Annotated in this window: 29 protein-coding genes and 1 riboswitch; of the genes, 9 read left to right on the top strand and 20 right to left on the bottom strand. The window is 48.6% G+C overall.

What is annotated here, in order from left to right; genetic code table 11:
* Window positions 1-42: 42 nt before the first annotated feature.
* The 4 genes from murI to RDW05_RS07360 form a co-directional block, all read right to left on the bottom strand.
* A complete protein-coding gene (gene murI, locus RDW05_RS07375; protein WP_307978455.1) occupies window positions 43-846 on the bottom strand; it encodes a glutamate racemase in 804 nt (267 codons plus the stop codon).
* 120 nt (window positions 847-966) lie between these two features.
* The gene (locus RDW05_RS07370; protein ID WP_307978454.1) at window positions 967-1746 is read right to left on the bottom strand and encodes an SDR family oxidoreductase; all 780 of its coding nucleotides are present in this window, start codon (window positions 1744-1746) and stop codon (window positions 967-969) included.
* Window positions 1739-3301 carry an ATP-binding protein gene (locus RDW05_RS07365; protein ID WP_307978453.1) on the bottom strand — a complete coding sequence of 521 codons (1563 nt, stop codon included), beginning with the start codon at window positions 3299-3301 and terminating at the stop codon, window positions 1739-1741. Before RDW05_RS07365 ends, RDW05_RS07370 begins: the two co-directional genes overlap by 8 nt.
* Complete coding sequence (locus RDW05_RS07360; RefSeq protein ID WP_293807365.1) at window positions 3294-3992, bottom strand: response regulator transcription factor; 699 nt, start codon at window positions 3990-3992, stop codon at window positions 3294-3296. The genes RDW05_RS07365 and RDW05_RS07360 overlap by 8 nt, the downstream gene beginning before the upstream one ends.
* A gap of 228 nt (window positions 3993-4220) precedes the next feature.
* Here RDW05_RS07360 and RDW05_RS07355 point away from each other — a divergent pair, with 228 nt between their 5' ends.
* Together RDW05_RS07355 and RDW05_RS07350 are read left to right on the top strand one after the other, a co-directional pair.
* On the top strand, window positions 4221-4799 hold the full coding sequence (locus RDW05_RS07355; protein WP_307978451.1) for a hypothetical protein: 579 nt from the start codon (window positions 4221-4223) through the stop codon (window positions 4797-4799).
* 417 nt (window positions 4800-5216) lie between these two features.
* Complete coding sequence (locus RDW05_RS07350) at window positions 5217-5804, top strand: TetR/AcrR family transcriptional regulator (protein ID WP_304075367.1); 588 nt, start codon at window positions 5217-5219, stop codon at window positions 5802-5804.
* A gap of 83 nt (window positions 5805-5887) precedes the next feature.
* Here the strand turns inward: RDW05_RS07350 and RDW05_RS07345 are convergent, their stop codons facing one another.
* The 16 genes from RDW05_RS07345 to RDW05_RS07270 all read right to left on the bottom strand — a co-directional run bounded on the left by RDW05_RS07345 (window position 5888) and on the right by RDW05_RS07270 (window position 17906).
* Window positions 5888-6556: an energy-coupling factor transporter transmembrane component T gene (locus tag RDW05_RS07345; protein WP_303712507.1), complete on the bottom strand. Its 669-nt coding sequence runs from the start codon at window positions 6554-6556 to the stop codon at window positions 5888-5890.
* Window positions 6553-7359: an energy-coupling factor ABC transporter ATP-binding protein gene (locus RDW05_RS07340; RefSeq protein ID WP_210685395.1), complete on the bottom strand. Its 807-nt coding sequence runs from the start codon at window positions 7357-7359 to the stop codon at window positions 6553-6555. The genes RDW05_RS07345 and RDW05_RS07340 overlap by 4 nt, the downstream gene beginning before the upstream one ends.
* Window positions 7359-8228, bottom strand: a complete 870-nt coding sequence (locus tag RDW05_RS07335; protein ID WP_304079690.1) for an energy-coupling factor ABC transporter ATP-binding protein — start codon at window positions 8226-8228, stop codon at window positions 7359-7361. Before RDW05_RS07335 ends, RDW05_RS07340 begins: the two co-directional genes overlap by 1 nt.
* Window positions 8228-8803: a tryptophan transporter gene (locus RDW05_RS07330; protein WP_021719140.1), complete on the bottom strand. Its 576-nt coding sequence runs from the start codon at window positions 8801-8803 to the stop codon at window positions 8228-8230. The genes RDW05_RS07335 and RDW05_RS07330 overlap by 1 nt, the downstream gene beginning before the upstream one ends.
* A 205-nt stretch (window positions 8804-9008) precedes the next feature.
* Window positions 9009-9371 (bottom strand): type II toxin-antitoxin system HicB family antitoxin, encoded by a 363-nt coding sequence (locus RDW05_RS07325; RefSeq protein WP_307978450.1) that lies wholly within the window; start codon window positions 9369-9371, stop codon window positions 9009-9011.
* A complete protein-coding gene (locus tag RDW05_RS07320) occupies window positions 9368-9610 on the bottom strand; it encodes a type II toxin-antitoxin system HicA family toxin (RefSeq protein WP_293807376.1) in 243 nt (80 codons plus the stop codon). Before RDW05_RS07320 ends, RDW05_RS07325 begins: the two co-directional genes overlap by 4 nt.
* Window positions 9611-9789: 179 nt before the next feature.
* Window positions 9790-10422 (bottom strand): bifunctional phosphoribosyl-AMP cyclohydrolase/phosphoribosyl-ATP diphosphatase HisIE, encoded by a 633-nt coding sequence (hisIE, locus tag RDW05_RS07315; RefSeq protein ID WP_021719141.1) that lies wholly within the window; start codon window positions 10420-10422, stop codon window positions 9790-9792.
* Entirely contained in the window at window positions 10422-11180 is a 759-nt protein-coding gene (hisF, locus tag RDW05_RS07310) for an imidazole glycerol phosphate synthase subunit HisF (protein WP_307978448.1), read from the bottom strand. Before hisF ends, hisIE begins: the two co-directional genes overlap by 1 nt.
* A 1-nt stretch (window position 11181) precedes the next feature.
* Window positions 11182-11916: a 1-(5-phosphoribosyl)-5-[(5-phosphoribosylamino)methylideneamino]imidazole-4-carboxamide isomerase gene (gene hisA / locus RDW05_RS07305; protein ID WP_307978446.1), complete on the bottom strand. Its 735-nt coding sequence runs from the start codon at window positions 11914-11916 to the stop codon at window positions 11182-11184.
* 10 nt (window positions 11917-11926) lie between these two features.
* Entirely contained in the window at window positions 11927-12532 is a 606-nt protein-coding gene (gene hisH, locus RDW05_RS07300) for an imidazole glycerol phosphate synthase subunit HisH (RefSeq protein WP_307978445.1), read from the bottom strand.
* A 60-nt stretch (window positions 12533-12592) separates the two neighbouring features.
* Complete coding sequence (gene hisB, locus RDW05_RS07295) at window positions 12593-13177, bottom strand: imidazoleglycerol-phosphate dehydratase HisB (RefSeq protein WP_304242425.1); 585 nt, start codon at window positions 13175-13177, stop codon at window positions 12593-12595.
* Complete coding sequence (locus RDW05_RS07290) at window positions 13174-14370, bottom strand: histidinol-phosphate transaminase (protein ID WP_304161063.1); 1197 nt, start codon at window positions 14368-14370, stop codon at window positions 13174-13176. The genes hisB and RDW05_RS07290 overlap by 4 nt, the downstream gene beginning before the upstream one ends.
* Window positions 14371-14381: 11 nt before the next feature.
* Window positions 14382-15725, bottom strand: coding sequence for a histidinol dehydrogenase (gene hisD / locus RDW05_RS07285; protein ID WP_307978443.1), 1344 nt, complete (start codon window positions 15723-15725; stop codon window positions 14382-14384).
* A 1-nt stretch (window position 15726) separates the two neighbouring features.
* Window positions 15727-16377 carry an ATP phosphoribosyltransferase gene (hisG, locus tag RDW05_RS07280; RefSeq protein WP_009146395.1) on the bottom strand — a complete coding sequence of 217 codons (651 nt, stop codon included), beginning with the start codon at window positions 16375-16377 and terminating at the stop codon, window positions 15727-15729.
* Between the two features lie 61 nt (window positions 16378-16438).
* Window positions 16439-17608 (bottom strand): ATP phosphoribosyltransferase regulatory subunit, encoded by a 1170-nt coding sequence (gene hisZ / locus RDW05_RS07275; protein WP_307978441.1) that lies wholly within the window; start codon window positions 17606-17608, stop codon window positions 16439-16441.
* Window positions 17601-17906: a YerC/YecD family TrpR-related protein gene (locus RDW05_RS07270; protein WP_307978440.1), complete on the bottom strand. Its 306-nt coding sequence runs from the start codon at window positions 17904-17906 to the stop codon at window positions 17601-17603. Before RDW05_RS07270 ends, hisZ begins: the two co-directional genes overlap by 8 nt.
* Window positions 17907-18216: 310 nt before the next feature.
* A riboswitch (SAM riboswitch) is annotated at window positions 18217-18316 on the top strand.
* Between the two features lie 191 nt (window positions 18317-18507).
* Between RDW05_RS07270 and RDW05_RS07265 the strand changes: the two genes are divergently transcribed.
* The 7 genes from RDW05_RS07265 (at window position 18508) to RDW05_RS07235 (ending at window position 23932) form a co-directional block, all read left to right on the top strand.
* Window positions 18508-19545, top strand: a complete 1038-nt coding sequence (locus RDW05_RS07265; RefSeq protein WP_293823441.1) for a methionine ABC transporter ATP-binding protein — start codon at window positions 18508-18510, stop codon at window positions 19543-19545.
* Window positions 19535-20194: a methionine ABC transporter permease gene (locus tag RDW05_RS07260; protein ID WP_009146391.1), complete on the top strand. Its 660-nt coding sequence runs from the start codon at window positions 19535-19537 to the stop codon at window positions 20192-20194. The genes RDW05_RS07265 and RDW05_RS07260 overlap by 11 nt, the downstream gene beginning before the upstream one ends.
* A 113-nt stretch (window positions 20195-20307) precedes the next feature.
* Window positions 20308-21138: a MetQ/NlpA family ABC transporter substrate-binding protein gene (locus RDW05_RS07255; protein WP_293389844.1), complete on the top strand. Its 831-nt coding sequence runs from the start codon at window positions 20308-20310 to the stop codon at window positions 21136-21138.
* A gap of 163 nt (window positions 21139-21301) precedes the next feature.
* Window positions 21302-22078 carry an amino acid ABC transporter substrate-binding protein gene (locus RDW05_RS07250; protein WP_293813333.1) on the top strand — a complete coding sequence of 259 codons (777 nt, stop codon included), beginning with the start codon at window positions 21302-21304 and terminating at the stop codon, window positions 22076-22078.
* Between the two features lie 70 nt (window positions 22079-22148).
* Window positions 22149-22793, top strand: a complete 645-nt coding sequence (locus tag RDW05_RS07245; RefSeq protein ID WP_009146388.1) for an amino acid ABC transporter permease — start codon at window positions 22149-22151, stop codon at window positions 22791-22793.
* A gap of 14 nt (window positions 22794-22807) precedes the next feature.
* Window positions 22808-23569 (top strand): amino acid ABC transporter ATP-binding protein, encoded by a 762-nt coding sequence (locus tag RDW05_RS07240; protein ID WP_021719155.1) that lies wholly within the window; start codon window positions 22808-22810, stop codon window positions 23567-23569.
* A 123-nt stretch (window positions 23570-23692) separates the two neighbouring features.
* On the top strand, window positions 23693-23932 hold the full coding sequence (locus tag RDW05_RS07235) for a thioredoxin family protein (protein WP_009146386.1): 240 nt from the start codon (window positions 23693-23695) through the stop codon (window positions 23930-23932).
* Window positions 23933-23958 lie beyond the last annotated feature (26 nt).

Genomic DNA, 23958 nt, shown 5'->3' with positions numbered 1-23958 from the left:
AAAATTCCTGCTTCTTTTTTGAAAGGAATAAAAGTTATGCAATCAATTCTTCTTTAAATCGATTAAAGAAAAATCGCAATCGTCTACAGGCAACATTCTGCCGGCCAAGCGCTCAACTCTTGCCAGATCAGCCGTGCAGCAAACCTGCAGATGTCCCTTGCCTTCCGTACGCAGCAGTCCTTCCTCCTTAAGTGCCGCTATAGCGTCGGCACTGGTAGCAGCCGCCGGGTCAAGCACCTTTACCTTCGGTCCTAAATCTGCTTCTATTTGTTCTTTGATAAAAGGATAATGCGTGCAGGATAAAATTACTGCCTCAACGCCCGCTTTTTTCAGTGGCTCGGTATATTCGGCGATAGCCTGCTGCAGCTCCGGGCTGTCAAAGCGCTCACCTTCAATCAACGGCACAAACTTGGGGCAGGCCACAGGATAAACCTGCGCTTGCGGGTCAGCAGCAAGAATAGCCTTTTTGTGCAGTCCGCTGGCAATAGTAAACTGCGTTGCCAGCACGCCAATTTTTTTATGAGGACTGGCCGCCAGCAGCTGCTGCGCCCCCTTAGACATACCGACAACCCTGAACGGATGCATCCCCCGCAGACTGTCTACACCAAGCATCGTCAGCGTATTGCAGGCTATGACTATCTGCTTAACGTTTTTGGCTGCCAGCCAATCGATTATTTCGCCTACAAAACCACGGATTTCTTGTTCACTGCGTGTGCCGTAAGGCGTACGTGCAGTATCACCCACATAAATAAAATCCTCGTGCGGCAGCATCTGATGCAGGCATTTCAAAACCGACAGACCGCCGACTCCCGAATCAAGTACGCCGATTGGCTGCATTTTATCCATAAAAATACCCTCCCGTATTTTTTATACTTTAATACATTAATTATATCACTTATATACGTTTGCGTATATAAAAAACAGGCAAAGAAAACTTTCTTTACCTGTTTTACTGCTATATATTATTTATCCGGCTGTCAGGCCGCCGTCGACAGTCACAACGCTGCCGGTCATAAAGCTGTTGGCAGGAGCCGCCAGGCTGCAGATTACATGAGCAATCTCACCCGCTGCGGCAATCCGCTGCAGCGGATAGGCTGCAGCCACATCCGCCAATGTATAGCCGCCGTTCGCGTCAGCAAGCTGCTGCGCCAATAGCGGCGTATCCACATCTGCCGGGCAAACGCAGTTCACGCGCACCGATGGTGCCAAATCCAGCGACAAGGCTCTGGTGAACGCCACCACCGCACCCTTGGTAGCACAATAAAGCGCACAGCCGTAATTGCCGCTGACGGCAGCATCGGAGGCAATATTCACCACGCTGCTTTTACTGCGCAGATAAGGCAGTGTGGCCTGCGTCAAGAACATCATTCCCTTGACATTGACGTTCATCATCGCATCAAAATCCGCTTCTGTAAGCTGCTCCAAGCGCTGCTCGCGGTAAAAGCCGGCGCTGTTGACCAAAATATCCAGCTGCCAGTCAGGCCTTCCTTCCTGCTCGGCAACCCTTGCCACCGCAGCCTTGCACTCTGCCTGCCTCGTTACATCACAGGAAATATACACTGCCTGCTGCCCTGTCTGCTCCTCCAGATAATGCAATGCCTGCGCACCACGCTCCTCGGAACGTCCCAAAATATATACACGCGCACCGTCTGCCAAAAAACGCTGTGCCGCCGCCAGACCGATACCTGACGTACCGCCGCTGATAACAACGCATAATCCCTCACAGCCGTAATTCATCTTATTCATCAGCATACTCCTTTTCCTTCAGCTCAGGCGGCAGAGTAATAATAATTGTTGTACCCTCGCCCAGCTTGCTCTGCAGCTGAAGCTGCATATCATGACGCTGTGTAATCTGCTTGGCAATTGCCAGTCCCAAACCGCTGCCGCTCTTATTATGCTCGTTGCGTGCCTTATAAAAACGGTCGAAAGCATGCGGAATATCCTCTTCCTTAATACCGCAGCCATGATCTGTGAGCTTGAGCTTGTTGCCTGCCAGTTCCAGCTTGATTTCGCTGCCTGCGGGCGAAAACTTGATGCTGTTATGCAAAAAGATCATCAGCATCTGACGCAAGCGTCCGTAATCACCGTTCAGCATGTAAATATCCTTATCCGCGTTGCCTGTAATCCGCAGCTGCTTTTCCGCGCCAAGCTGCCTGCCGCTGCGCACTGCGTCATGCATAACATCGACAAAGTTCAATGGAGCCTTTTCAATAGGAAAATCTGTATTCTGCAAACGCGACAAATCCAGCAGGTCATTTATCAGACGTTGCAAAAACAGGCTTTCCTTATACATCTGCTCATGAAATTCCTCAACATCGGCCTTTTCCGTAACCACACCGTCACGCAAGGCCTCCAAGCTGCCGCGGATAACCGTCACAGGCGTACGCAGCTCGTGCGAAATGTTGGCAATAAACTCGCGGCGCAGCTTTTCCAGCTTTTGGCTTTCGGCATCTGCCAGCTCCAGACGTTCCGCCAGAATATCCAGCGTACGCGCCAGCTCGCCGATTTCGTCATTCTGCTTAATGTCGGTGCGGGCGGTGTAATCACGTTCCGCCAGGCGCTCGGCAATATTTTTCATCTTCTCAATCGTTCCGGTAAAACGCCAGCTGAGCACTACCGAAAGCAGCATGCCCAAAGCCATCGCTACAAGCAAACTGATAAGCAAAATGCGCAAGCCCGACCAAATAGCGTCACGCAGGCCTGCTACCGGAGAATGCAGCAAAAGCACAGCCTTTACCTGCCCTTGGCTGTCATAAATTGGTCTGCCTACTGTCAGCATTATGCCGTCAAGCATAGGATTATATTCCTCGATAATAAACTCTTTGCCGTTAAAGCCATCCTCAACCTTTTCCTTGACCTGAACCGGCAGTCTTTCGTAGGCCTCCCTAGGAGTCTTAGGCGGTTCCTTCCAGGCAATCGGCGGCATCTGACGTTTGAAAAGGCCAAAACCACTATGCTCATGATGCTTCTGCACCTCACGCCGCTGACGCTGCACCCTGTCCTTATTGATGCTCAGCTGACGGTTGCTGTCTACCACCCAGACAATTTCCTGCGTCACATTATCCAGATAGCTGATAAATTTACTGTTGGCAATACCGTCACCGTGACGACTTTCCATACGCGCCATATTATCACTCAATACTTCGGCAATCTTTTCCGCCCGCAGACGCATTTCCTTTTCCTTGATTTCAACCGTCTGCTGCTTAAAGAACTGGTAAAAGACACCGCCGATAATCAACGCAAAAACAAGGAGTACCGCCGAAAAATACAGCGTCAGCTTTAAAGCGATTTTGTTATTCATCCTTGTGTCCCTCAAAGCGATAGCCTACGCCCCAGATAGTTTTGATTTCCCACAAAGGATGCTCATACTTATCCAGCTTAGCGCGCAGGCGCTTGATATGCGAATCGACAGTACGGCTGTCACCGAAATAATCATAACCCCAAATGCTGTCCAGCAGATTATCACGGCTAAAAACCTTCGTGGAATTTTTGGCCAGCGTCCACAAAAGCTCGATTTCCTTTTTTGTCAACGGTACCTCTTCGCCGTTAATCTGCACTGCATACTTTTCCAGATTAATGTACAGATTTGCGTAAGAAAGAGTCTGAGCATTCGCCGGCTCCTGCGCACCCAGGCGACGCAGTACCGCACGCACGCGGGCCATCACCTCCGGTGCGCTGAACGGCTTAATCACATAATCATCCGCACCGATATCCAAACCCATAATCTTATCATAATCCTCACCACGCGCCGTTATCATAATAATTGGCACCATGGATTCCTTGCGCAGACGGCGGCAAACCTCAAAGCCATCTATCTCCGGCATCATCACATCCAGCAGCACGACAGCAATTTCATTTTCATACTGCAGATATTTATCCAGTGCCTCTGCTCCGTCCAACGCAATAACAGGCTCAAAGCCTTCCTTTTTTGCATAGCCGGATAAAATTGTCGTAATCTGTTTATTATCATCAGCGATAAGTATCTTTTTCATCGCAAAGCCTCCTTATGTCACCTTTCTTTCATTATATTACATTTTAACGTCTATGTGTGTTAAAAGTATGACGCAAAAAAAGATATTTTTCAGCTTAAATTAAGTCAAAAAACATAAAAAAGTCATAATATGCCTGTACAATGTAAACAAAGTTAAGGAACAACCAAAAGCAATTCCTTAACTGCTGTATAAGATTACTAAGCAATAAAAATATAAGGAGTGATTCTAATGTTGAACATGAAAAAGATTCTCGTTACCGGTACAGTTCTGACAGCCTTCTGCAGCAGCTCTTTTGCTGCCTCTGCAGATTCTCAGCCGCAGCCTTCTATGAGCGAGCGCGTAAATGCTATTCTGCACGAAAATGACGCAGACCGTCCCTGCCCACCGCCGGCTCACAGAATGCATCGCCAAGGTCCCAAGCTTACACCTGAACAGCGTGCCGAGCGCCAAAAAATGCGCGAGGAATGGAAAAGCATGACACCCGAGCAGCGTGAAAAGGCTGTAGAAAAAATGCGCAAGGAGCGCAAGGAAGCTCACGAAAAGTACGCCAAGGAAACCATGGCTAAGCTCACTCCCGGTCAGAAAGCGGAAGTACAGCAGTTCATTAAGGACGATATGGCGCAGCGCAAGGCACGCCATGAGCGTTTGCAGCATATGACTCCCGAGCAGCGCGAGGCTGTAAGAGCCAACAGACCGCTGCCGCAAAGACACCACAAGGGTGAATTCCGCGGCTACAAGCATAACCGTGGCGACTTCCACGGCTACAGACATCACAACGGCGAATTCCCACAACCGCCTCAGGATTAACACAAGGCAAAAATAGTAAAAATTAATTAATCATCTTTCCCTTCAATATAACAGCAATAAAGCATCATCCCCTTACAGCTTTTTGCTATATACTCTGCAGCCTGTGCGGCAACACAAGCTGCAGCTCAACCCTTTTTTCTACTCAATACTCATCAAATACAAAACCCCCGCAGTCTGTAAGGCCGCGGGGTTTTGTATTTTTGCGCACAACGCAAAAAGCGTCCGTTTGCCGCCGGACGCCTTTTACGTTTTTTGATGAGTATGAGTATATCATGAAGCGAAGTCAAGTTCTTGACTAAACTCTATGTATATGATAATCTAAATTGGATGAAAAAGCTATCTACAAAAATTGAGATTCGTACTTTAATGAACACTTTTCATAAATTGTACATTATCGGGAGAGGAGCAAGGCATACTATGGACAGAAGACAAAAAAAGACCAGACAGGCAATTATCGATGCCTTTGTCAAATTGCTTACCAAAACAAGCTATGAAAAAGTCAGCGTTAAGGATATTATTGATGCAGCTGACGTCGGACGCAGCACCTTTTACAGCCATTTTGAAACAAAAGATGACCTCGCACGCCAAATCTGCTTTGATCTTTTCGACCATATCTTCAGCCCCAACATTCCATCCTGCTCCACGCATAATTTTTCCGATATGCCGCAAAACACGGAAACACGTATTACGCATATTCTCTATCACCTGCGCGACAAACGCGAATACTATCTCGGTATTATCAATTATGATGAATGCACTTTGTTCTTAGGCTTCTTCCGCGATTACATGCTGCAGAACGTCAGCATCAAGATGAGCGGTTCCTACGACGAATACTCACAAAGAGTGCCGGAGGACTTCTTAATAAACAGCCTCACCAGCAGCTTTGTCGGCATGATACGCTGGTGGCTCAAAAACAAAATGAATCCTGGTCCCGAGGTTGTCGCCGGTTATTATATGGCATTGATTAATCCTGCCATTGCCGAATTCCAGACCAAGGGAGAATAAAAATCGTTTACGCAACAAAAAAAGAACTGCTAAAGCTTTGTACAGCAATACACTGCACAGAGCTTTCGCAGTTCTTTATTTTTTTAAAGGTATTTAGTCCACAGCGGATAAGTACTCAGCACTACTACCAAAAGGAGTACGAAAATATCTGCAAAACGTAGCGGTGCCGGCGGCATATTCTTATAGGTGTTGCCGCCAAAGCCCTTCAGCTCCATAGAAAGCGCCAGTGTTTCCGATTTAGCTACCGCACGCATAACCAACGGGCGGATAACAACAAGATAAGCAAAGAAGCGCTTGAACATATTACCGCGGTTGGAATAACCGCGACAGCTTTGCGCATCCAACGTAATTCCACTATCGGTAAGAAAATTAGGCACAAAGCGCAGTGCCGTAGTCAGCATGAAGGCATATTCGCAGGGCATATGGAAACGGTCTACCAAAGCCTTGGCAATGTCCTGAATTCGGCTCGCTGCCAACAGGCACAAAAACGCCATCGTCATAACCAGCATACGCAGGCCGCCGATAAGCGATACATCGAGCGGTGAGCCGAAAAGCAGCTGCAGTAAAATCATCATACCGGTGAAAACTGCCAGGCCGCCGATAGCAGCCATCGTCATTTTGTCATGCTTAATGTATAACAGCAGCGCCAGCTCCAAAACAAGAATCGTGGCTACTGCTTCTACCGGCAGGATGAATACCCAGGCGGTAACCGCCAGAGTAACTATAATCTGTGTAAAGGCTGTCAGCTTCATCTGCTTCCCTCCTTACAAATAACTTGCTTGCAAAATTCTTCGGCAGTTGCGGCCTCAATGCCCAGGGACGCAGCTAAGGCTGCTACCGTAGGACGGCACAAGCCCCAGCGCTCTACAGGCTGGCTGCCGTCAAACAGCTTCGCCGGCGTACCGTCGTAAACCAGCTTGCCGTAATGCAGTACAATCGCACGCTTAGCATAACGGCGTACAATATCCATATCATGCGAAATCAGCACAATCGTAATACCGCGCTTTTCGTTGATTGCCTGCAGGTAGCTCATCATAGCTTCCTTTTCCAGCGCATCCTGTCCATTGGTAATTTCGTCCAGAATCAGTGTACGCGGATTAAGCGCCAAAGCCGCTGCTACGCCAAGGCGGCGCTTCTGGCCGAAGGACAGCAGTCGCGGGTACTCGTCCTTCAGCTCTGTCAGGCCCATAGCCTCCAGCGCTTCGTTTACCTGACGCTCTATGGTTGCTTCCGTCAGCTTTTTGGCACGCGGGCCGTAAGCAACCTCATCAAATACAGTATCCTCTAAAATCTGCAGATCCGGATTTTGGAACACGTAACCGATTTTGTCGGCCAAATCTGCCGGCTCACGCTTAACGATATCCTCACCGTCAACAAAAACCTGACCGCTGCGCGGATGGCACAGTGCCATAAACAGACGGCTCAAGGTTGTTTTACCGCTGCCGTTATGTCCCAACAGCGCCACAAACTCTCCGTCCTCTATCTTGCAATCCATATCCTTGATTACAGGCTGTCCGCGCATATAAGCGAAATTGACATCCTTTGCTTCTAACATCAGTCAGCTCTCCCTTCTGCCGCAACAATCCCATAGGTGCGAAAATCAGCCAGCGCATCCTCTTCGCTGCGCCAGTCGCCCAAATCCACGCCAAGCTTTTCCTCCAAGCCCAGCTTAATCTGCCACAGTGACGGCAGCAGCGGACGCAATGCGGGATTTTCGTACATTTTAGGAGCAGCAGCCTCAAAGGCATCAGCCGCCACCAGCTCGCCCTCGTTCAGTACAATCATATCCGTTACGTAAGGCAGCACATAATCCACGCGATGTTCAACGGCAATAATCGTTGTACCATACTGCTTATGGATTTTGTCTACCAGCTTATACAGGGAACGTGCGCCGTCCGGGTCCATTGCAGATACAGGCTCATCCAGCACGATAATCTCCGGATGCACGGCAAGCGTTGCAGCCAAAAGCAGACGCTGACGCTGACCACCGCTGAGCTCGTCGAGCTGATAGCTTTCACGCCCCGGCAGACCTACATCCTCGAGCGCCTGTCTGGTGCGCTCTTCAACCTCCTGCGGTGCGAAGCCGTGGTTCAGCAGGCTGAAAGCAATTTCCTCGCCGGCAGTTAAGGAAACAAGCTGGCTTTCGTAGTCTTCCATAATAAAGCCCACGCGCATAGCAATATCACTGACGCGCTTGCCCTTAGTGCTTTCGCCGTTAATTTTAACATCGCCGCTGTAGCGTCCGCCCATGTAATAGGGGACGATACCGGTCATAGCCTTGCACAGCGTTGTCTTGCCGGCACCGCTCGGTCCGGTGATAACAGTGAAGCTGCCCTTTTTGATTTCAAAGTTGATATCACGCAGCACCAGATCCGATTTTTTATAGGCAAAGTAAAAATTCTCTACGTTGATTACGCTTTCCATTATTTTTCATCCTCCTGAAAGTAAAACAGCTTCCGCACGGGAGCGTACAGGAAGAAGGTTATCAGACCATTGAGCAGGCCTACAATCGCAACAACCGGCAGCATAGCGTAAATCCATACGTGCAGCGGCAAGCCCAAAATAAGCTTCAGAATAAAAGTAAACAGACCGCCGCTGGTCATCGTAGCAACAAAGCCGGTAATAAAAGGACGCAGCTTCCATTCGCTGATACCTGCTTTGAACATAGCCTCAACCAAAAGGCAGCAGACAGTCGCACCAGCCAGCTCACTGGCAACGTTGCCCAGCGGGAAAGCCGATTTGGAGGACGGAACCAGCGTCAGACCGGCGATAAAACCGATACCGATAGCCTGCGACAGCTTGGGACGCGTCAGATTGATAACAATAGAATACATAGCAATTGTCCAGTTAGGCGTTACACCGCCGACGTTAGGACTTACAGTGTGCAGAATAATACCGATTGCCAGCAGCATCGCCGTAATTGCGACCCAGCGGTAGCCATCCTGCATTGGCTCAACCTCTATCAGCTGCGGCACGGGCTTATTATTTCTTTCATCCATGAGTAATTACACCTCTCCCTAAAATAGTGCCAGAAAATAATATGTTATCATTATACTATATTTAAATGCTTTTGTAATGCTTTAGTGAAAAAAAGTATCCTGCGTTATAGCAGGAGAAGAAAATTGTTACAAAGGTAATAAAAAAATCTGCTACGCTTGCACATAGCAGATTTTATGTTTTATGACGGATTACGCGCCGATATATTTATTTGGCATTCAACGCATCATTGTGCGTAAGCAGATACACACAATACTGATTCATACTGATGCCTTCCTGCTTGGCATGCTGACTCAACAGCTTGTGCAAAGCCTTGGGAACACGTAATTTAAACTGACCGGAATATTTGTCCTTTTTCTCCGGCAGAGGAATTTCCATTTCATTTTCCAGAGCGGCTTCCAGCCATGTACGCTTAGCATCTACTGCATTTGCGGCAGCCTCTTCAATAGTATCACCCATAGTAATACAACCGGGAAGCTCAGGAAAATAAGCAACATAACCGCCTTCATCTTCATCAGGCTCAAACTCAAGACGATAATTCAGCTTCATGTATTCTTCTAAAGTTTTCATTTTTCTTCCTCGCTTTCCACAATATTTTTCACCAACTTAATATAAACCTTTTTTACCGGCTTATGCTTGGGAATGGTAATAACAGCTTTGCCTTTTTTGCGAAACGAAAAATGGCTGCTGCCACTTCGCGGAGATTGCATTTCATAGCCGTAGCTTTCAAGTATTTTCTGCAATTCCTCAAACCGCATATCAGGCGATAATTTCTTCAGCTTGTACATTAGTTTTTCCCATTGTGACATAGCTTCTTTCTACCTCCATTATACTTGGTGTCATATGTGGTGTCAACAAAAAAGGCATCTGCCGAAAGCTCGACAGATGCCACTGACTCACACAGTCAGGCACGACATTTTCGCTAAACGAAGATAATCATGCAACTGCTTATAGTCTAACATATATATTTTATATTGTAAAATTTTCTTTACGCCCTCTTGCCCCCAAGCTCACGCAGCAGCTCCTCCGGCGTAATGTTGTGATAAGCCAGAAGCACCAGGCAGTGATACCATAAATCTGCCATTTCGTGCAGCACCTTATCCTTTTCGCCGTTTTTGGACGCTATAATCGTTTCCGTAATTTCGTTGCCCAGCTTTTGCAACAGCTTATCCTGACTGCCGCTCATGAGGAATTTCATCTCCGCATCATCAGCCTGACGCTTGTACAAAATCATGCGGTACAGTTCGCTGATAACCTTCGGCAGGCCTTCTACCTCAGGCACCGGCAGATTGGACGTATGCCACAGCGGATTATGGAAGCAGGAATATTCACCTGTATGGCAAGCTACTCCCTGCTGCTCTACCTTTACGAGCAGCGCGTCACCGTCGCAGTCGTAGAACAGCTCCACAACCTTCTGCAGATTGCCGCTAGTCGCACCCTTGTTCCACAGCTCCTGACGGCTGCGGCTCCAGAACCAGGTATAACCTGTTTCTAATGTTTTGAGCAATGACTCCTCATTCATGTACGCCAGCATAACAACATCGTTCGTGCGTACATCTACAACAACAGCAGGCACAAGACCTCTGCTGTCAAATTTGATTTTAGAAATATCGATCTGCATTATAACCTCACCTCTATACCTCGAGAACGCAGATACTCCTTCACCTGCTTAATAGTGAAGGTTTTATAGTGAAAAACAGAGGCCGCCAACACAGCGTCAGCGCCACCTTCTGTCAGCACATCATAGAAATTCTCCAGCTTACCTGCACCGCCGCTGGCGATAACAGGCACATTTACGGCACTACTCACGGCCTTCGTCAGAGCAATGTCATAGCCGTTTTTCGTGCCGTCGGCATCCATACTTGTCAGCAGGATTTCTCCGGCACCGAGCGCTACGCCTTTTTTTGCCCATTCTACGGCATCAAGGCCCGTCGGCTTACGCCCGCCCTGCACATAAACCTCCCACTTGTTCTCACCGCATTTACGTGCATCAATTGCGAGAACAATGCACTGGTTGCCAAACAGCTTGGCACCGTCGGCAATCAGCTGCGGATTTTTTACGGCAGCAGAATTAAGCGAGGTTTTATCGGCACCGGCACGCAGAGCATTTTTAATATCCTCCACACTGCTGATGCCGCCGCCTACTGTCAGCGGCATAAAAACCTTGGCCGCAGTTCTGCTGATAACATCCAGCATCGCCTTGCGCTCCTCAAAGGTCGCAGTAATATCAAGGAAAACAAGCTCATCGGCACCCTCGGCATCATAAGCCGCCGCAAGCTCCACCGGGTCACCGGCATCACGCAGGCCGACAAAGTTCGTTCCCTTAACAACACGTCCTTCCTTAACATCAAGACAAGGAATAATTCTCTTCGTAAGCATCTTATTCCTCCTTTGCCGCAGCAATTTTTAAAGCGTCCGGCAGATTAACGGCACCGGTATAAATTGCCTTACCGATAATGCAGCCTGCTACGCCATCCTTTTCGTATTTTTTTACGTTGCGGATATCGTCCAGTGAAGCTACACCGCCGCTGGCGATAATCGGTACGCCGCAGGCACGCGCCAGCGCCGCTGTCGCTTCGGCGTTTACACCGCTGAGCATGCCGTCACGGCTGATATCGGTAAAGATAATCGTGGCCACGCCGTAATCCGCCATGCGCTTTGCCAGCTCGGTTGCGGCAACGCCGCTGCCCTCGCCCCAGCCTTCGATAGCTACATCACCATTCTTCGCATCAATGCCTACAGCGATATGTCCGGGATATTTGGTGCAGGCCTCTTTGACAAGCTCAGGATTCTTTACGGCAGCGCTGCCTAAAATCAAACGCTCCACGCCCAGCTCCAGCAGTCTTTCCACTGCCTGCAGATTGCGGATACCGCCGCCAAGCTCGACAGGAATTTTTACAGTTTTAAGAATGCGCTCAATCACAGGCAGGTTTTTACCCTCGCCGGCAAGCGCACCGTCAAGATCAACAAGATGCAGCCATTCAGCACCGCAGGCCGCCCACTTGGCAGCCATCTCCGCCGGGTCATCGGCAAAAACAGTTTCCGCATCAAAGCGTCCCTCCGTCAGACGCACACAGCGTCCGCCGCGGATATCTATTGCAGGATATATAATCATAATTTTCCCCTCATAATTTAACAAAATTTTTCAGCAGGCGCATGCCGACTCTGCTCGACTTTTCCGGATGGAACTGGAAGGCCTGTACCTTACCGCGTCCTACGGAAGCAGTAACCTCCATGCCATAGTCACAGACCGAGGTAATAATGCTTCTGTCCTCCGGCTCCGCATGAAAGCTGTGCACAAAGTAAACGTATTCACCCTCCGCACCCTCTAAGAGCGGGGACGGACTACGCAACTCCAGCTTATTCCAGCCCATATGCGGAATCTTCAGCTCGGTATGCAGCAAGCGCACCTGACCTTTGAAAAATCCCAGGCCCTTAACTCCCGGCGCTTCGTCACTGCCCTCAAATAAAAGCTGCATGCCCAGGCAGATGCCGAGAAAAGGCTTGCCGCTATGCAGGCTGTCCATAATCACGGGAATCAGGCCTGACTTTTCCAGGTTTGCCATGCAATCGCCAAAGGCACCTACACCCGGAAGCAGAATTTTTTCAGCCTGCGCAATCGCAGCAGCATCGCTTGTCACCACAGGCTCTGCGCCGATAGAGCGCAGTGCATTCTGCACGCTGTAAAGATTGCCCATGCCATAATCTATAATCGTTATTTTTTTACTCATATATTTTCCCTCATGCTAACTCAACACACGTGTGATGCAGCCGGTGCTTTATAACACGCATTAAAGTGTCCCCTTGCTGCTCATAACACCATGCACACGGCTGTCAAAGGCTACTGCCTCGGACAACGCTCTAGCAAAGCCCTTGAAAATCGCTTCGATGATGTGATGCGTATTCTTGCCGTAAAGCACGCGGATGTGCAGCGTGAGGCCTGCCTGCATTGCCAAAGCACGGAAGAATTCCTCCGTCATTTCGGCATCGTAAATGCCAAGCTGTACCTTAGGAATATCCGCATCAAAAACAAGATACGGACGGCCGCTGAAATCAAGGCACACCTGCACCAGCGCCTCATCCATCGGCAAAAAGCAGTTGCCGTAACGGTGAATGCCTGCTTTATCGCCCACAGCCTCCTTCAGTGCCTGACCAAGTACAATACCGCAGTCCTCCACCGTATGATGGCTGTCAACATCCAGATCACCAACAGCATGCATCACCAGGTCGCTGAAGCTGTGCTTAGCCAAAAGCGTCAGCATATGGTCAAAAAAGCCGATGCCTGTATTAATTTCACAGCTGCCGCTGCCATCAAGACACCATTCGGCGCTGATGCCTGTTTCCAGTGTTTTTCTTTCTACATTACCGCTTCTCATGCTTTTACCTCCGCACACAGCTCGGTGATTTTAGCAATAATCTGCTTGTTTTCTTCAGGTAAGCCGATGGTGATACGCAGGCAGCCCTGCAGCACCGGATGCGTGCTGAAATCACGCACCAGAATACTGTTGGCCAAAAGATATTTAAAGATCAGCTTACCTCCGGCAGCCTGCTCCGGCAGTCTTTCGCTAAATTTCGCCGCATAAGCCTTGGCAAGCTGCTGCATCAGTTCTCCCTCCGCACGGAAGGTAACAAAATTAGTTGCCGTCGGCCATACCTTAAAGCCTAAGGCTTTCAGGCAGTCCGCAAATTTATCGCGTTCCTCACGGATTGTTTTGATGCGCTCCTTATACAGTTCCTTGTTTTCGTAAACAGTTTTGGCTGCCATCAGCGTAAAGGCATTTACATGATACGGCAGCAAAGCCTTGCCCAGCTGACGCACCAGCCCCAGCGCACCCACTGCGTAACCGCAACGCAGACCTGCCAGCCCATAGGCCTTGGAAAAGGTGCGGAAAACCATCAGATTGCTATAGCGTCCGACCAAGCTCAAAGTAGAGCCTGCTACCAGCCACAGCTTGTGCATCGGACGCAAATCATTCGGTGCCAGCTCCTTGCCATCGGCAAATTCCATATAGGCCTCGTCCATAATAACAGGGCAATCTACATTAGCGAGAATTTTTTCCATAGCTGCCAGGCTGTTATAGTTGCCTGTCGGGTTGTTCGGATTGCAGACAATCAACAGCGAAGGCTGCTGCTCCTTACAAAAGCTGATAACGCTGTCAGCATCAACAAAGCCTTCGGCTGTCAGCGGATAGCGCACCTCCTCGCTGTCGGAAAGGGCAGCGTACTCGCCGTACATGGAAAATGACGGCCAAGGTACGGCAATCTTTTTGCCCGGCCCGCCAAAAACATAGCAGGCCTTTTCCAACAGCTCACTGGAGCCGTTGCCGATTTTTACACAGTCAATATCCACATCCAGCTCTTTGGCAATCACTTCGCACAGGTTTTCCGATTTAATCGGCGGATAACGGTTAAAAGGAAAGCGTGCGGTGCGTTGGGTAATTTTTTCCGCAATCTCCTGCGGCAACGGATAATTACTTTCGTTGGCGTTAACAATAATATCCGCCGCCACGCTTTCTACGGCATATTCCTCCATCGCCTCAATACTTTGGCGAACAGTAAAGCTACTCATCTTCTGCCTCCTTATTTACCCACACGTTTACGGATAGCGTTGGCATGAGCCTGCAGGCCCTCTGCTTCAGCCAAGGTAATAATATCGTCAGCAGCAGCCATCAATGCCGGAGCAGTGTAGGCAATGATGCTTGTTTTCTTCATAAAGGTTTCTACGTTCAGTACGGAATAGAACTTCGCCGTACCGCCTGTCGGCAGAACGTGGTTCGGTCCTGCATAGTAATCGCCCAGCGGTTCCGGTGAATAAGCACCCAGGAACATAGCACCGGCATTACGGATATACGGCATAATTTCAAACGGTGCCTTAGTCATGATTTCCAAGTGCTCAGGTGCAGAAAGGTTAGCCATTTCGATAACGGTAGGCATATCCTTGGCAAGGATAATCTTGCCTGCCTGCTGCAGTGAGGTACCGGCGATTTCCTTACGCGGCAGCTGTGCCAGCTGTACTTCGATTTCCTCGCCCACAGCATTAGCTACACGCTCGCTGTCGGTAATCAGGATAGCGCAGGCCAGCGGATCATGCTCTGCCTGGCTCAGAAGGTCTGCTGCCAGATAGGTCGGGTTAGCGCTGTCATCTGCTACAATCAAGATTTCGCTCGGGCCGGCAAGCATATCAATATCAACGTGACCGATAACGGCTTTTTTAGCCAAAGTTACGAAGATATTGCCGGGGCCGGTAATTTTTTCTACCTTCGGTACGGTTGCAGTGCCAAAGGCCAGCGCAGCAATCGCCTGTGCGCCGCCCATTTTATAAATTTCGGTAACGCCGATTAATTTTGCCGTTACCAGTACGTTCGGATTAACCTTGCCGTCCTTTCCGGGCGGTACGGCCATCACAATGCGGGGAACGCCTGCTACCTTTGCCGGGCAGGCATTCATCATTACAGACGAAGGATAAGCAGCAGTGCCGCCGGGAACATAAATACCGACGGAATCAACCGGGGTAACCTTTTGGCCCAGCAGTGAACCGTAAGGACGGTTCGTAAGCCAGGTTTTCGGCATCTGCTCCTCATGGAACTTCATAACATTGGCGATGGCACGCTCCAAAGCAGCCTTCACCTCCGGTTTGACAATAGCTTCCGCTTCCGCAAATTCTTCCTCGGTTACGCGGATATTTTCCGGCGTCAGCTCTACGCGGTCAATCAGCTTGGTGTAGTAAAAAAGGCTTGCGTCACCGTTCTTGCGCACATCAGCAACAATCTGCTCAACAACCTGTGCTGCCGTCATGTGTCTGCCGAACATAGCGTCCGTACCTGCCTGAATACGCGGAGATAATTCCACCTCGTCAAAAGCCTTCTTTTTCATTAAAGCAGCAATCTCTGCTGCGCTCATCTTTCTTGCGTCTGTAACCTGCATTTTATTTATCCTCCTCATTTAAAACAATACGTAAATCCTCAACCAGCTTGTGCAAGCGCGCAAATTTCAGCTTGAAGCTGGCGCGGTTGGCGATCAGTCTGGCAGTAGCGGTGAAAATAGAATCAACCTCCGCCAGTTTATTTTCTTTCAGGGTTCGCCCTGTTTCTACTATATCTACAATCATTTCGCTCAGGCCCACTATAGGTCCCAGCTCAATCGAGCCGTTGAGCTTCACGATTTCTGTCTGAATGCCCAGTTTATTGAAATAAGCCTTGGCGCAGTTAGGATACTTCGTTGCTACCCGCAGGTGAGCGTAATCCGTCAGCTTAGCGCGTCGCTTGGCCTCAGGCACTGCCATCATCAGGCGGCAGCGGCCAAAGCCCAAATCCAGAAGCTCCACCACGTCCTTATCCTGCTCCAGCAGCACATCCTTGCCGATGATGCCGATATCTGCCGCACCGTATTCCACGTACGTCGGCACATCAACAGTCTTGGCAATAATGAAGCGCACCTTGGTTTCCTCGTTGCTGATTACCAGCTTGCGTGAATCCTCGGTAACGTTTTCGGCGCTGTAGCCTACCTTCGCCAGCAGGCGTACAGACTTATCGAACAGTTTGCCCTTCGGCAATGCTATAGTAATGTATTCGTCCATAAAAATACCCCTCTATATTTTCCAGCCATAAGCTTAATGCGTATAATTTTTTTCTTTAAGCTTATTCTACATATACTAACGATTTACAGCCATATTCCTTCACTGCGAGCGCTGCTCCCTGCAGGTCCGCAGCCTCGGTCAGCAGCTTCACGCTGCGGCCTTCACGGCGCAATGCTGTCGCTTTGGCAATTGCCTCCGGCAGCTTGCCTTCGCTCCAAGCTACCAGTACATCCCAGGTGCGGTTATTGGTAATAACGCCGTTGCGTTCCAAAGCCAGCAGTACGCGGTCCACGCCGACGGCAAAGCCTGTTGCCGGGCATTCCAGCCCGAAGCGCTGCATCATCTTATCGTAGCGTCCGCCGCCTGCCACCGGATAACCCATTTCCGGCAGATACACTTCAAAAAGCATGCCCGTGTAATAGTCAAGCGAACGATATAAGCCAAGATCAAAGCTCAAATAACCTGCTGCACCGTAAGCATCCACCAGCTTGTAGATTTTGCGTAAATCATTCAGCGCGCCTTGGCATTTAGCGTTAGTTACTATTGCAGCAACCTTGTCCAAAAGCTCTATGCCACCCTGCAGGAAGAGGAAATCGGCAAAAAGCTGCTTGATTTCCGGACGGATATTTTCCATCGCATCTGCCATCTGCTGCATACCCACAGCATCATGACGGCGCAGGCAATCCTTCAGTTGCTGCAGCTGAGCAGCATCAAAGCCTGCTTCCTCCGCCAGGCCGTTGATAAAATCAACGTGGCCCAGGCTGATAGCGAACTTCTGCAAGCCTGCAGCCTGCAATGCTTCGGCTGCCAGCACGATAACCTCGGCATCGGCAGCAGCGCCGCTGGCACCCAGCATTTCTACACCGGCCTGCTCAAATTCGCATTGCCGTCCTGCCTGAATTTCTTCATAACGGTAAAGATTTGCCAGATAGCAAAGACGTTTGATCTTTTCGCCGCCCTGCAGGCGCGTCGCTGTCAGGCGGGCAATCGGCGCCGTCATATCATTGCGCAAAGCCAGCAGATTATTGCTGCGGTCAAAAAAACGGAAGTCCCCTTTGGTACCGGCAGCACCAAAGGTATCAACATATTCAAAATCGGGTGTTTTTACCTCATCATAGCCCCATTTGTCAAAAACGTTGATAATCGCATTTTCAATTCCGCGGCGTGTCTTCATCTCTCCCGGCAGAATATCCTTGGTTCCGTAGGGAACCTGGTATACCTTATTAGTCATCTTCTTTCTTCCCCTCTTTTATAACTTGCATAACAGAATTATAACCATCCGCGCCGTAAACAAGACAACGCTTAACACGTGAAATGGTTGCGGTGCTAGCACCGGTTTTCTCTACGATAGTTTCGTAAATACAGCCCTCATCCAGCATGCGCGCCACCTCCAGGCGCTGTGCCATGGCCTTCAACTCGCTGATAGTACAGATATCCTCAAAAAATTTATAGCATTGCTCCTCATCCTTTAAGCTGAGAATAGCTTTGAATAACTGGTCTGTTAAATAATCATGAATATTTGCTGCCATTTTTTAGTTTCCTCCTGTGCGTTACATGCATATAACGATAGTACTTTAACTCACTAACTCGTAAAAATACTTTAATACTTTATCTTGCGAAAGTCAAGAAAAATTTACAAAAAAATCTTTTTTCCGCAGGTTTTGTAAAAAATTTCGCATTTCCCTTTACAATTACCTAGTATTTTGATATAATTTGAGCAATTCCTGAAATCCATTGGACGCAGCTTTACAGCTTTACAGTTTTTTAGTAAATTTTACGCAAAACTGTTGACAATATCCTAAAATAGATGTATGATTATTTCATTCAAACTTAACAGAGATTTCATCAAGAGTAGCTGAGGGACTGGCCCGATGAAGCTACGGCAACCACACATCAGTGAACGGTGCCAATTCCAACGGATAATTCCGGCAGATGAAGATTACAGATGCAAAGTATCCTTCGCCGTGCCGGTGAAGGATTTTTTTTACGTCGGCCGTCGATTCCGACAGCGGACGTACACTAAAGAATGCGACTCATAAGAAGCATCCGCTGACTTCTATTGGAAAATAATCTCTCACACTAAAATAAGGACTGCTGAAACTTGCGGTCACATTAGAAAGGAACACAAGAATGATAGAACTAGTTAATGTAGAAAAAACCTACTACAGCAAAGCCGGCGACATACATGCTCTGCACAAAACAAGCCTGAGCATCAAGGCTGGCGAAATTTTCGGTATCATCGGTCTTTCCGGTGCCGGCAAATCCACATTGGTGCGCTGCATCAACATGCTGGAAAAACCGACTGCAGGCAAGGTATTCGTTGACGGCCAGGAGCTGACCGCCATGAGCGAAGCACAGCTGCGTAAAGCACGTCAAAGCATCGGCATGATTTTCCAGCACTTCAACCTGCTGGCAAGCCGTACTGTTTACGATAACATCGCTTTTCCGCTGGAAATCCAAGGTCTGAGCAAGAGCGAAATCGACAAGCGCGTACGTCCTCTGCTGGAGCTGGTACAGCTGGAAAGCCGTGCCAACTACTATCCCAGCCAGTTGTCCGGCGGCCAGAAACAGCGTGTAGGCATTGCCCGCGCCTTGGCAAGCAATCCTAAGGTACTTCTGTGCGACGAAGCAACCAGCGCCCTCGACCCGCAGACTACCAAATCTATTCTGCATCTGCTGCAGGACATCAACAAAAAGATGAATCTTACCATCGTGCTGATTACACACCAGATGGAGGTTGTAAAAACTATCTGTGACCGCGTTGCTGTTATCGAAAGCGGCGACATCATTGAAGAAGGCCCGATGATTGACGTTTTCACCAATCCGCAGCACCCCACTACCAAGGAATTTACCAAGAGCGTTATCAACGCCGAGCTGCCTGATATTGTTAAACAAATGAAATTAAGCGACACCTATACAGAAGGCAGCAAGCTGCTTGTTCGTATCTCCTTCATCGGTGACAGTGCCAGCGAGCCTATTATTTCCGGCATGGTAAAACATTTTGATGTTGACGTAAGCATTATTTCCGGTAATACCGACCAGCTGAAGGATGTCCTCTTCGGCACCCTGCTGATTGAGATTTCCGGTAACCGCGAGCGCATTAAAAATGCATTGGAATATCTGCATCAGCAGCATCTGAAAACGGAGGTAATTGGCTATGAGTCCTGATATGATTGACCTTTTAATAAAATCCTTTTGGGAAACCTGCTACATGGTTTTCGCTTCTACCGCACTTTCCACTTTAATCGGCATTCCGCTGGGCGTAATCCTTACCGTAACCCGTAAGGACCACATTCTGCCGAACCAACCGCTTAACACTATTCTGGGCGCGATTGTCAACGCAACACGTTCCACTCCTTTCATTATATTAATGGTAGCAATTATTCCGCTGACACGTATGATTGTCGGCTCTTCCATCGGTACTACCGCAGCAATCGTGCCGCTGACTATTTCCGCAGCACCGTTCATTGCACGTATCATTGAATCTTCTCTGCTGGAAATCAACCCCGGCATTATCGAAGCAGCACAGGCTATGGGTGCAAGCCCGATGCAGATTATCACTAAGGTACTGCTTCCAGAAGCAATGCATTCTATCGTACTTGGTGTAACGCTTGCCATCATCAGCTTAATCGGCTATTCCGCAATGGCCGGCACCTTAGGCGGCGGCGGTCTTGGTGACCTGGCAATCCGCTACGGCTATCAGCGCTTCCAGATGGATGTTATGATTGCCACCGTTGTCGTGCTCATCGTCATGGTACAGGCAATGCAGTCCTTAGGCGACTACGCATCCAAAAAGCTTAACAAAAACAAACTGTAATCTACAGGCCAAATGAGGGTTTACAACGATGAAGCGAGTTTCATCGACGTAATAAAGAAAAAAGCCGCTGCTGTCTGACAGCAGACCACCATTATTTTAGGGAGGAACAACTTATGAAGAAAATTACCAAACTTTTACTCACCGTTGCGCTCTGCGCACTGACCATCATCGCCGCAGGCTGCGGCGGTGACAACAAGGCAGCCGACAAAAAGGCTGACCCGAACGCACCTATTAAAATCGGCGTAACCGCAGGTCCGCACGCTGAAATCATGGACAACGTTAAAAAGCTGGCTGAAAAACAAGGCCTGAAAATCGAAGTTGTCGAATTCTCCGACTATGTAACCCCGAACGTATCCCTGGCACAGGGCGAGCTGTTTGCCAACTCCATGCAGCATGCTCCGTATCTGGCAGCAACTCTGAAAAAAGAGCCTAAATTCGAGCTGGTTGAAGCTTTCAAAACCGTAAACTTCCCGATGGCTATCTATTCCACCAAATACAAAAAGGTTGAGGATATCCCGGCAGGTGCAACCATCGGCATTCCTAACGATCCGTCCAACGGTGCTCGCGCACTTTTGGTTCTGGCTGACAAAGGCTTCATCGAAGTTAAGGATAAAAACGATGTTTCCACCTCTGTAGCAAGCATCACCAAAAATCCGAAAAACTATAAAATCCAAGAGTTGGACGCCGCTTCTATTCCTAAAGCAATGGGCGACCTTGATATTGCCGTAATCAATGCCAACTATGCACTGGTTGCCAAACTGAACCCGTCCAAAGACAGCCTGCTGGTTGAACGTGCCGACAACCCGTTTGTTAACATCTTCGTAACCACCAAGGCTAACGAAAAGGATCCGCGTATGGAACAGCTGAAGAAGATTTACACCTCCGCTGAAAACAAAAAATTCATCGAGGATCACTTCAAAGGTTCCATTACTCCGGCATTCTGATTTATCAAAGCATAGCACAAAAGCTCCCGCAGACTTCTGTGGGAGCTTTTCTTACACTAATAGAATTTCTAAAAAAATTTCGCGTTTAGCACTTTACAAATTTAGCATACTAAAGTATAATGGGTACATAGTTAAATGCTAATTAACAAATGAGGTGTGAAAAATGAAAAAAATAGTTGCTTTAGTAATGGGCCTGATGATGATGCTCATGATGGTTGCCGGCTGCGGCAGCGACGGCCCGAAAAAAATGGTAATCGGTCTGGACGATAACTTCGCTCCTATGGGTTACCGCAATGAAAAGAATGAAATCGTCGGCATGGATATCGACCTTGCACGCGAAGCCTGCAAACGTGCCGGCATGGAAGTAGAATTTAAACCAATCGACTGGGGTGCAAAAGAAGCAGAGCTCAAATCCAAACGCATTGACGCTATCTGGAACTGCTTCACCGTTAACCCGGAGCGTGAAAAGGTATATGGCATGTCCAAGCCTTACATCAACAACTCTCAGCTGGTTGTTGTTCCTAAGGATTCTCCGATTAAAACCCTCGAAGATTTAAAGGGTAAAATCGTAGCGGTACAGGATGACAGCACAGGCTCCTACCTGCTGGAACAGCCTGCACACAAAGAACTGGCAGCTTCCATGAAGGAAGTTCGCAAATATCCCGACTTCGCAGCTATTTACATGGAAATAGACAACAAACGTGTTGATGCTGCTATCGTAGACGCAGTTCTTGCTCGCGGCTATTATGACAAAAAGAAACCCGGTGCCTACAGAATTCTTGAGCAGAACATGGGTGATGAGGTTGTAGCAATTGCCTTCCGTAAGGACGACAAAGACTTCAAAGACCGCATCGACAAAGCTATGGATGAAATGAAAAAAGACGGTACCTGCAAAAAGATTTCCGAAAAATGGATGGGCGCAGATATCACAAAATATTAATTTGTTATCACTTGAGGGCTGTCGCATTTAGCGGCAGCCCATATTATAATTATATGGAGAGAAATAATTTATGGATTACGTTTTAAATATCATCCCTCAGATGATGGATGGCTGCCTGGTATCATTTCAAGTTTTTATTATCACCATCGTACTGAGCATTCCGTTGGGCATTTTGCTCAGCCTCGGCCGTGTTTCCGGCATTAAACCCCTGCAGGCCCTCATCGGCGGCTACGTTTGGATTCTGCGCGGTTCCCCGCTGATGCTGCAGATTTTCTTCGTTTACTTCGTACTGCCGTCCGTAGGCATTCGCCTGCCGGACTTTGAATCAGCCATCGTAGCCTTTGTATTAAACTACGCTGCCTACTTCTGCGAAATCTTCCGCGCCGGCATCCAGGCAATTCCTGCAGGCCAATACGAAGCAGCGCACACTCTGGGCATGAACTATGTGCAGACCATGCGCCGCATTATCCTGCCGCAGGTTATCCGCATCATCCTGCCGCCTATCAGCAACGAAACCATTACTCTGGTAAAGGATACCTCCCTGGTATACGTTCTGGCGATGAACGATCTGATGCGTACCGCACGTAATCTGGTACAGCGCGACTTTTCTATTACCCCCTTCATCGTTGCAGCTGTCTTCTACCTGCTGGCAACTCTGATTTTAACCCTTGTTTTTGAACGTCTGGAAAAACGCTTCTCCAGATACGACCAATAGGAGGAGTAACCACCATGACAACTAAAATCAAAGCAACCAATATCTGGAAAAAATTCAATAACCTGGAAGTACTAAAGGGCATTGACCTTGAAGTAAATGAGGGCGAGGTTGTTGCCGTAATCGGCCCTTCCGGCGGTGGCAAGAGCACCTTGCTGCGCTGCCTCAACAAGCTGGAAACAATCGATAAAGGCAGTATCACCATCGACGGCGAAGAGCTGTGCCGTGAAACCTCCGGTGGTACGGAATATGTCAAGAACAATGATGTCCGCCGCATCGCCTGCAAAATGGGCATGGTATTCCAGCAGTTCAACCTTTTTCCGCATATGACTGTTCTGGAAAATCTGATTGAAGCGCCTGTCAACGTACAAAAGCGCGATAAAGCAGAAGTTATCAAGGAAGCAGAGGTTCTGCTGGCAAAGGTCGGCCTTTCCGAAAAGCGTGATGTTTATCCGCGCAAGCTCAGCGGCGGCCAGCAGCAGCGTGTAGCTATCGCCCGTGCTTTAGCCATGAAGCCCGCCATTATGCTTTTTGACGAGCCTACCTCTTCTCTGGACCCGGAGCTGACCGGTGAGGTTTTGCGCACTATGCGCGAGCTGGCAGACGAAAAAATGACCATGGTAGTCGTAACGCATGAAATGGGCTTTGCCCGTGAAGTTGCCACCAAGGTTGTTTTCATGGCTGACGGCCATGTGCAGGAGCAAGGCAGTCCGGAGGAAATTTTCGTTAACCCCAAAAACGAACGTCTGAAATCCTTCTTAAAAGTAATTTTAAAGTAATCAGATAAAGGTTTCTAAATTAATTCACAGATTACACCTACCTTTGTCATATATGTTTGTTACAATAATACTCGAGGATGAAAGGAACCTATTGAACAAGGCAAGCAAAGAAAGGTGATTTCAATGCACGTTAAAATTCTTGGCCCCATGACTAAGCAGGCAGAGCTGCTGCTGCAGAATACTGCTATTGCTTTAAAGAAGCTCAAGGTTAAGGCTGAGTTTGAAAAAGTTTCCGAATTCCAAAAGGTAGTGGCCTATGGAGTGATGGCCTTCCCCGCTTTAGTCATCGACGAAAAATTAGTTGCTGTCGGCAGCACGCTTTCGGTAGATGAAGCCATGACTCTTATAAAGCAACTCTCCTAAACATATCTTTTCATCATACACCTCTC

Origin of the sequence: uncultured Phascolarctobacterium sp. (assembly GCF_902463975.1) — a bacterium.
Taxonomy (GTDB): Bacteria; Bacillota; Negativicutes; order Acidaminococcales; family Acidaminococcaceae; genus Phascolarctobacterium_A.
This window is presented reverse-complemented; position numbering and strand designations above follow the sequence as displayed.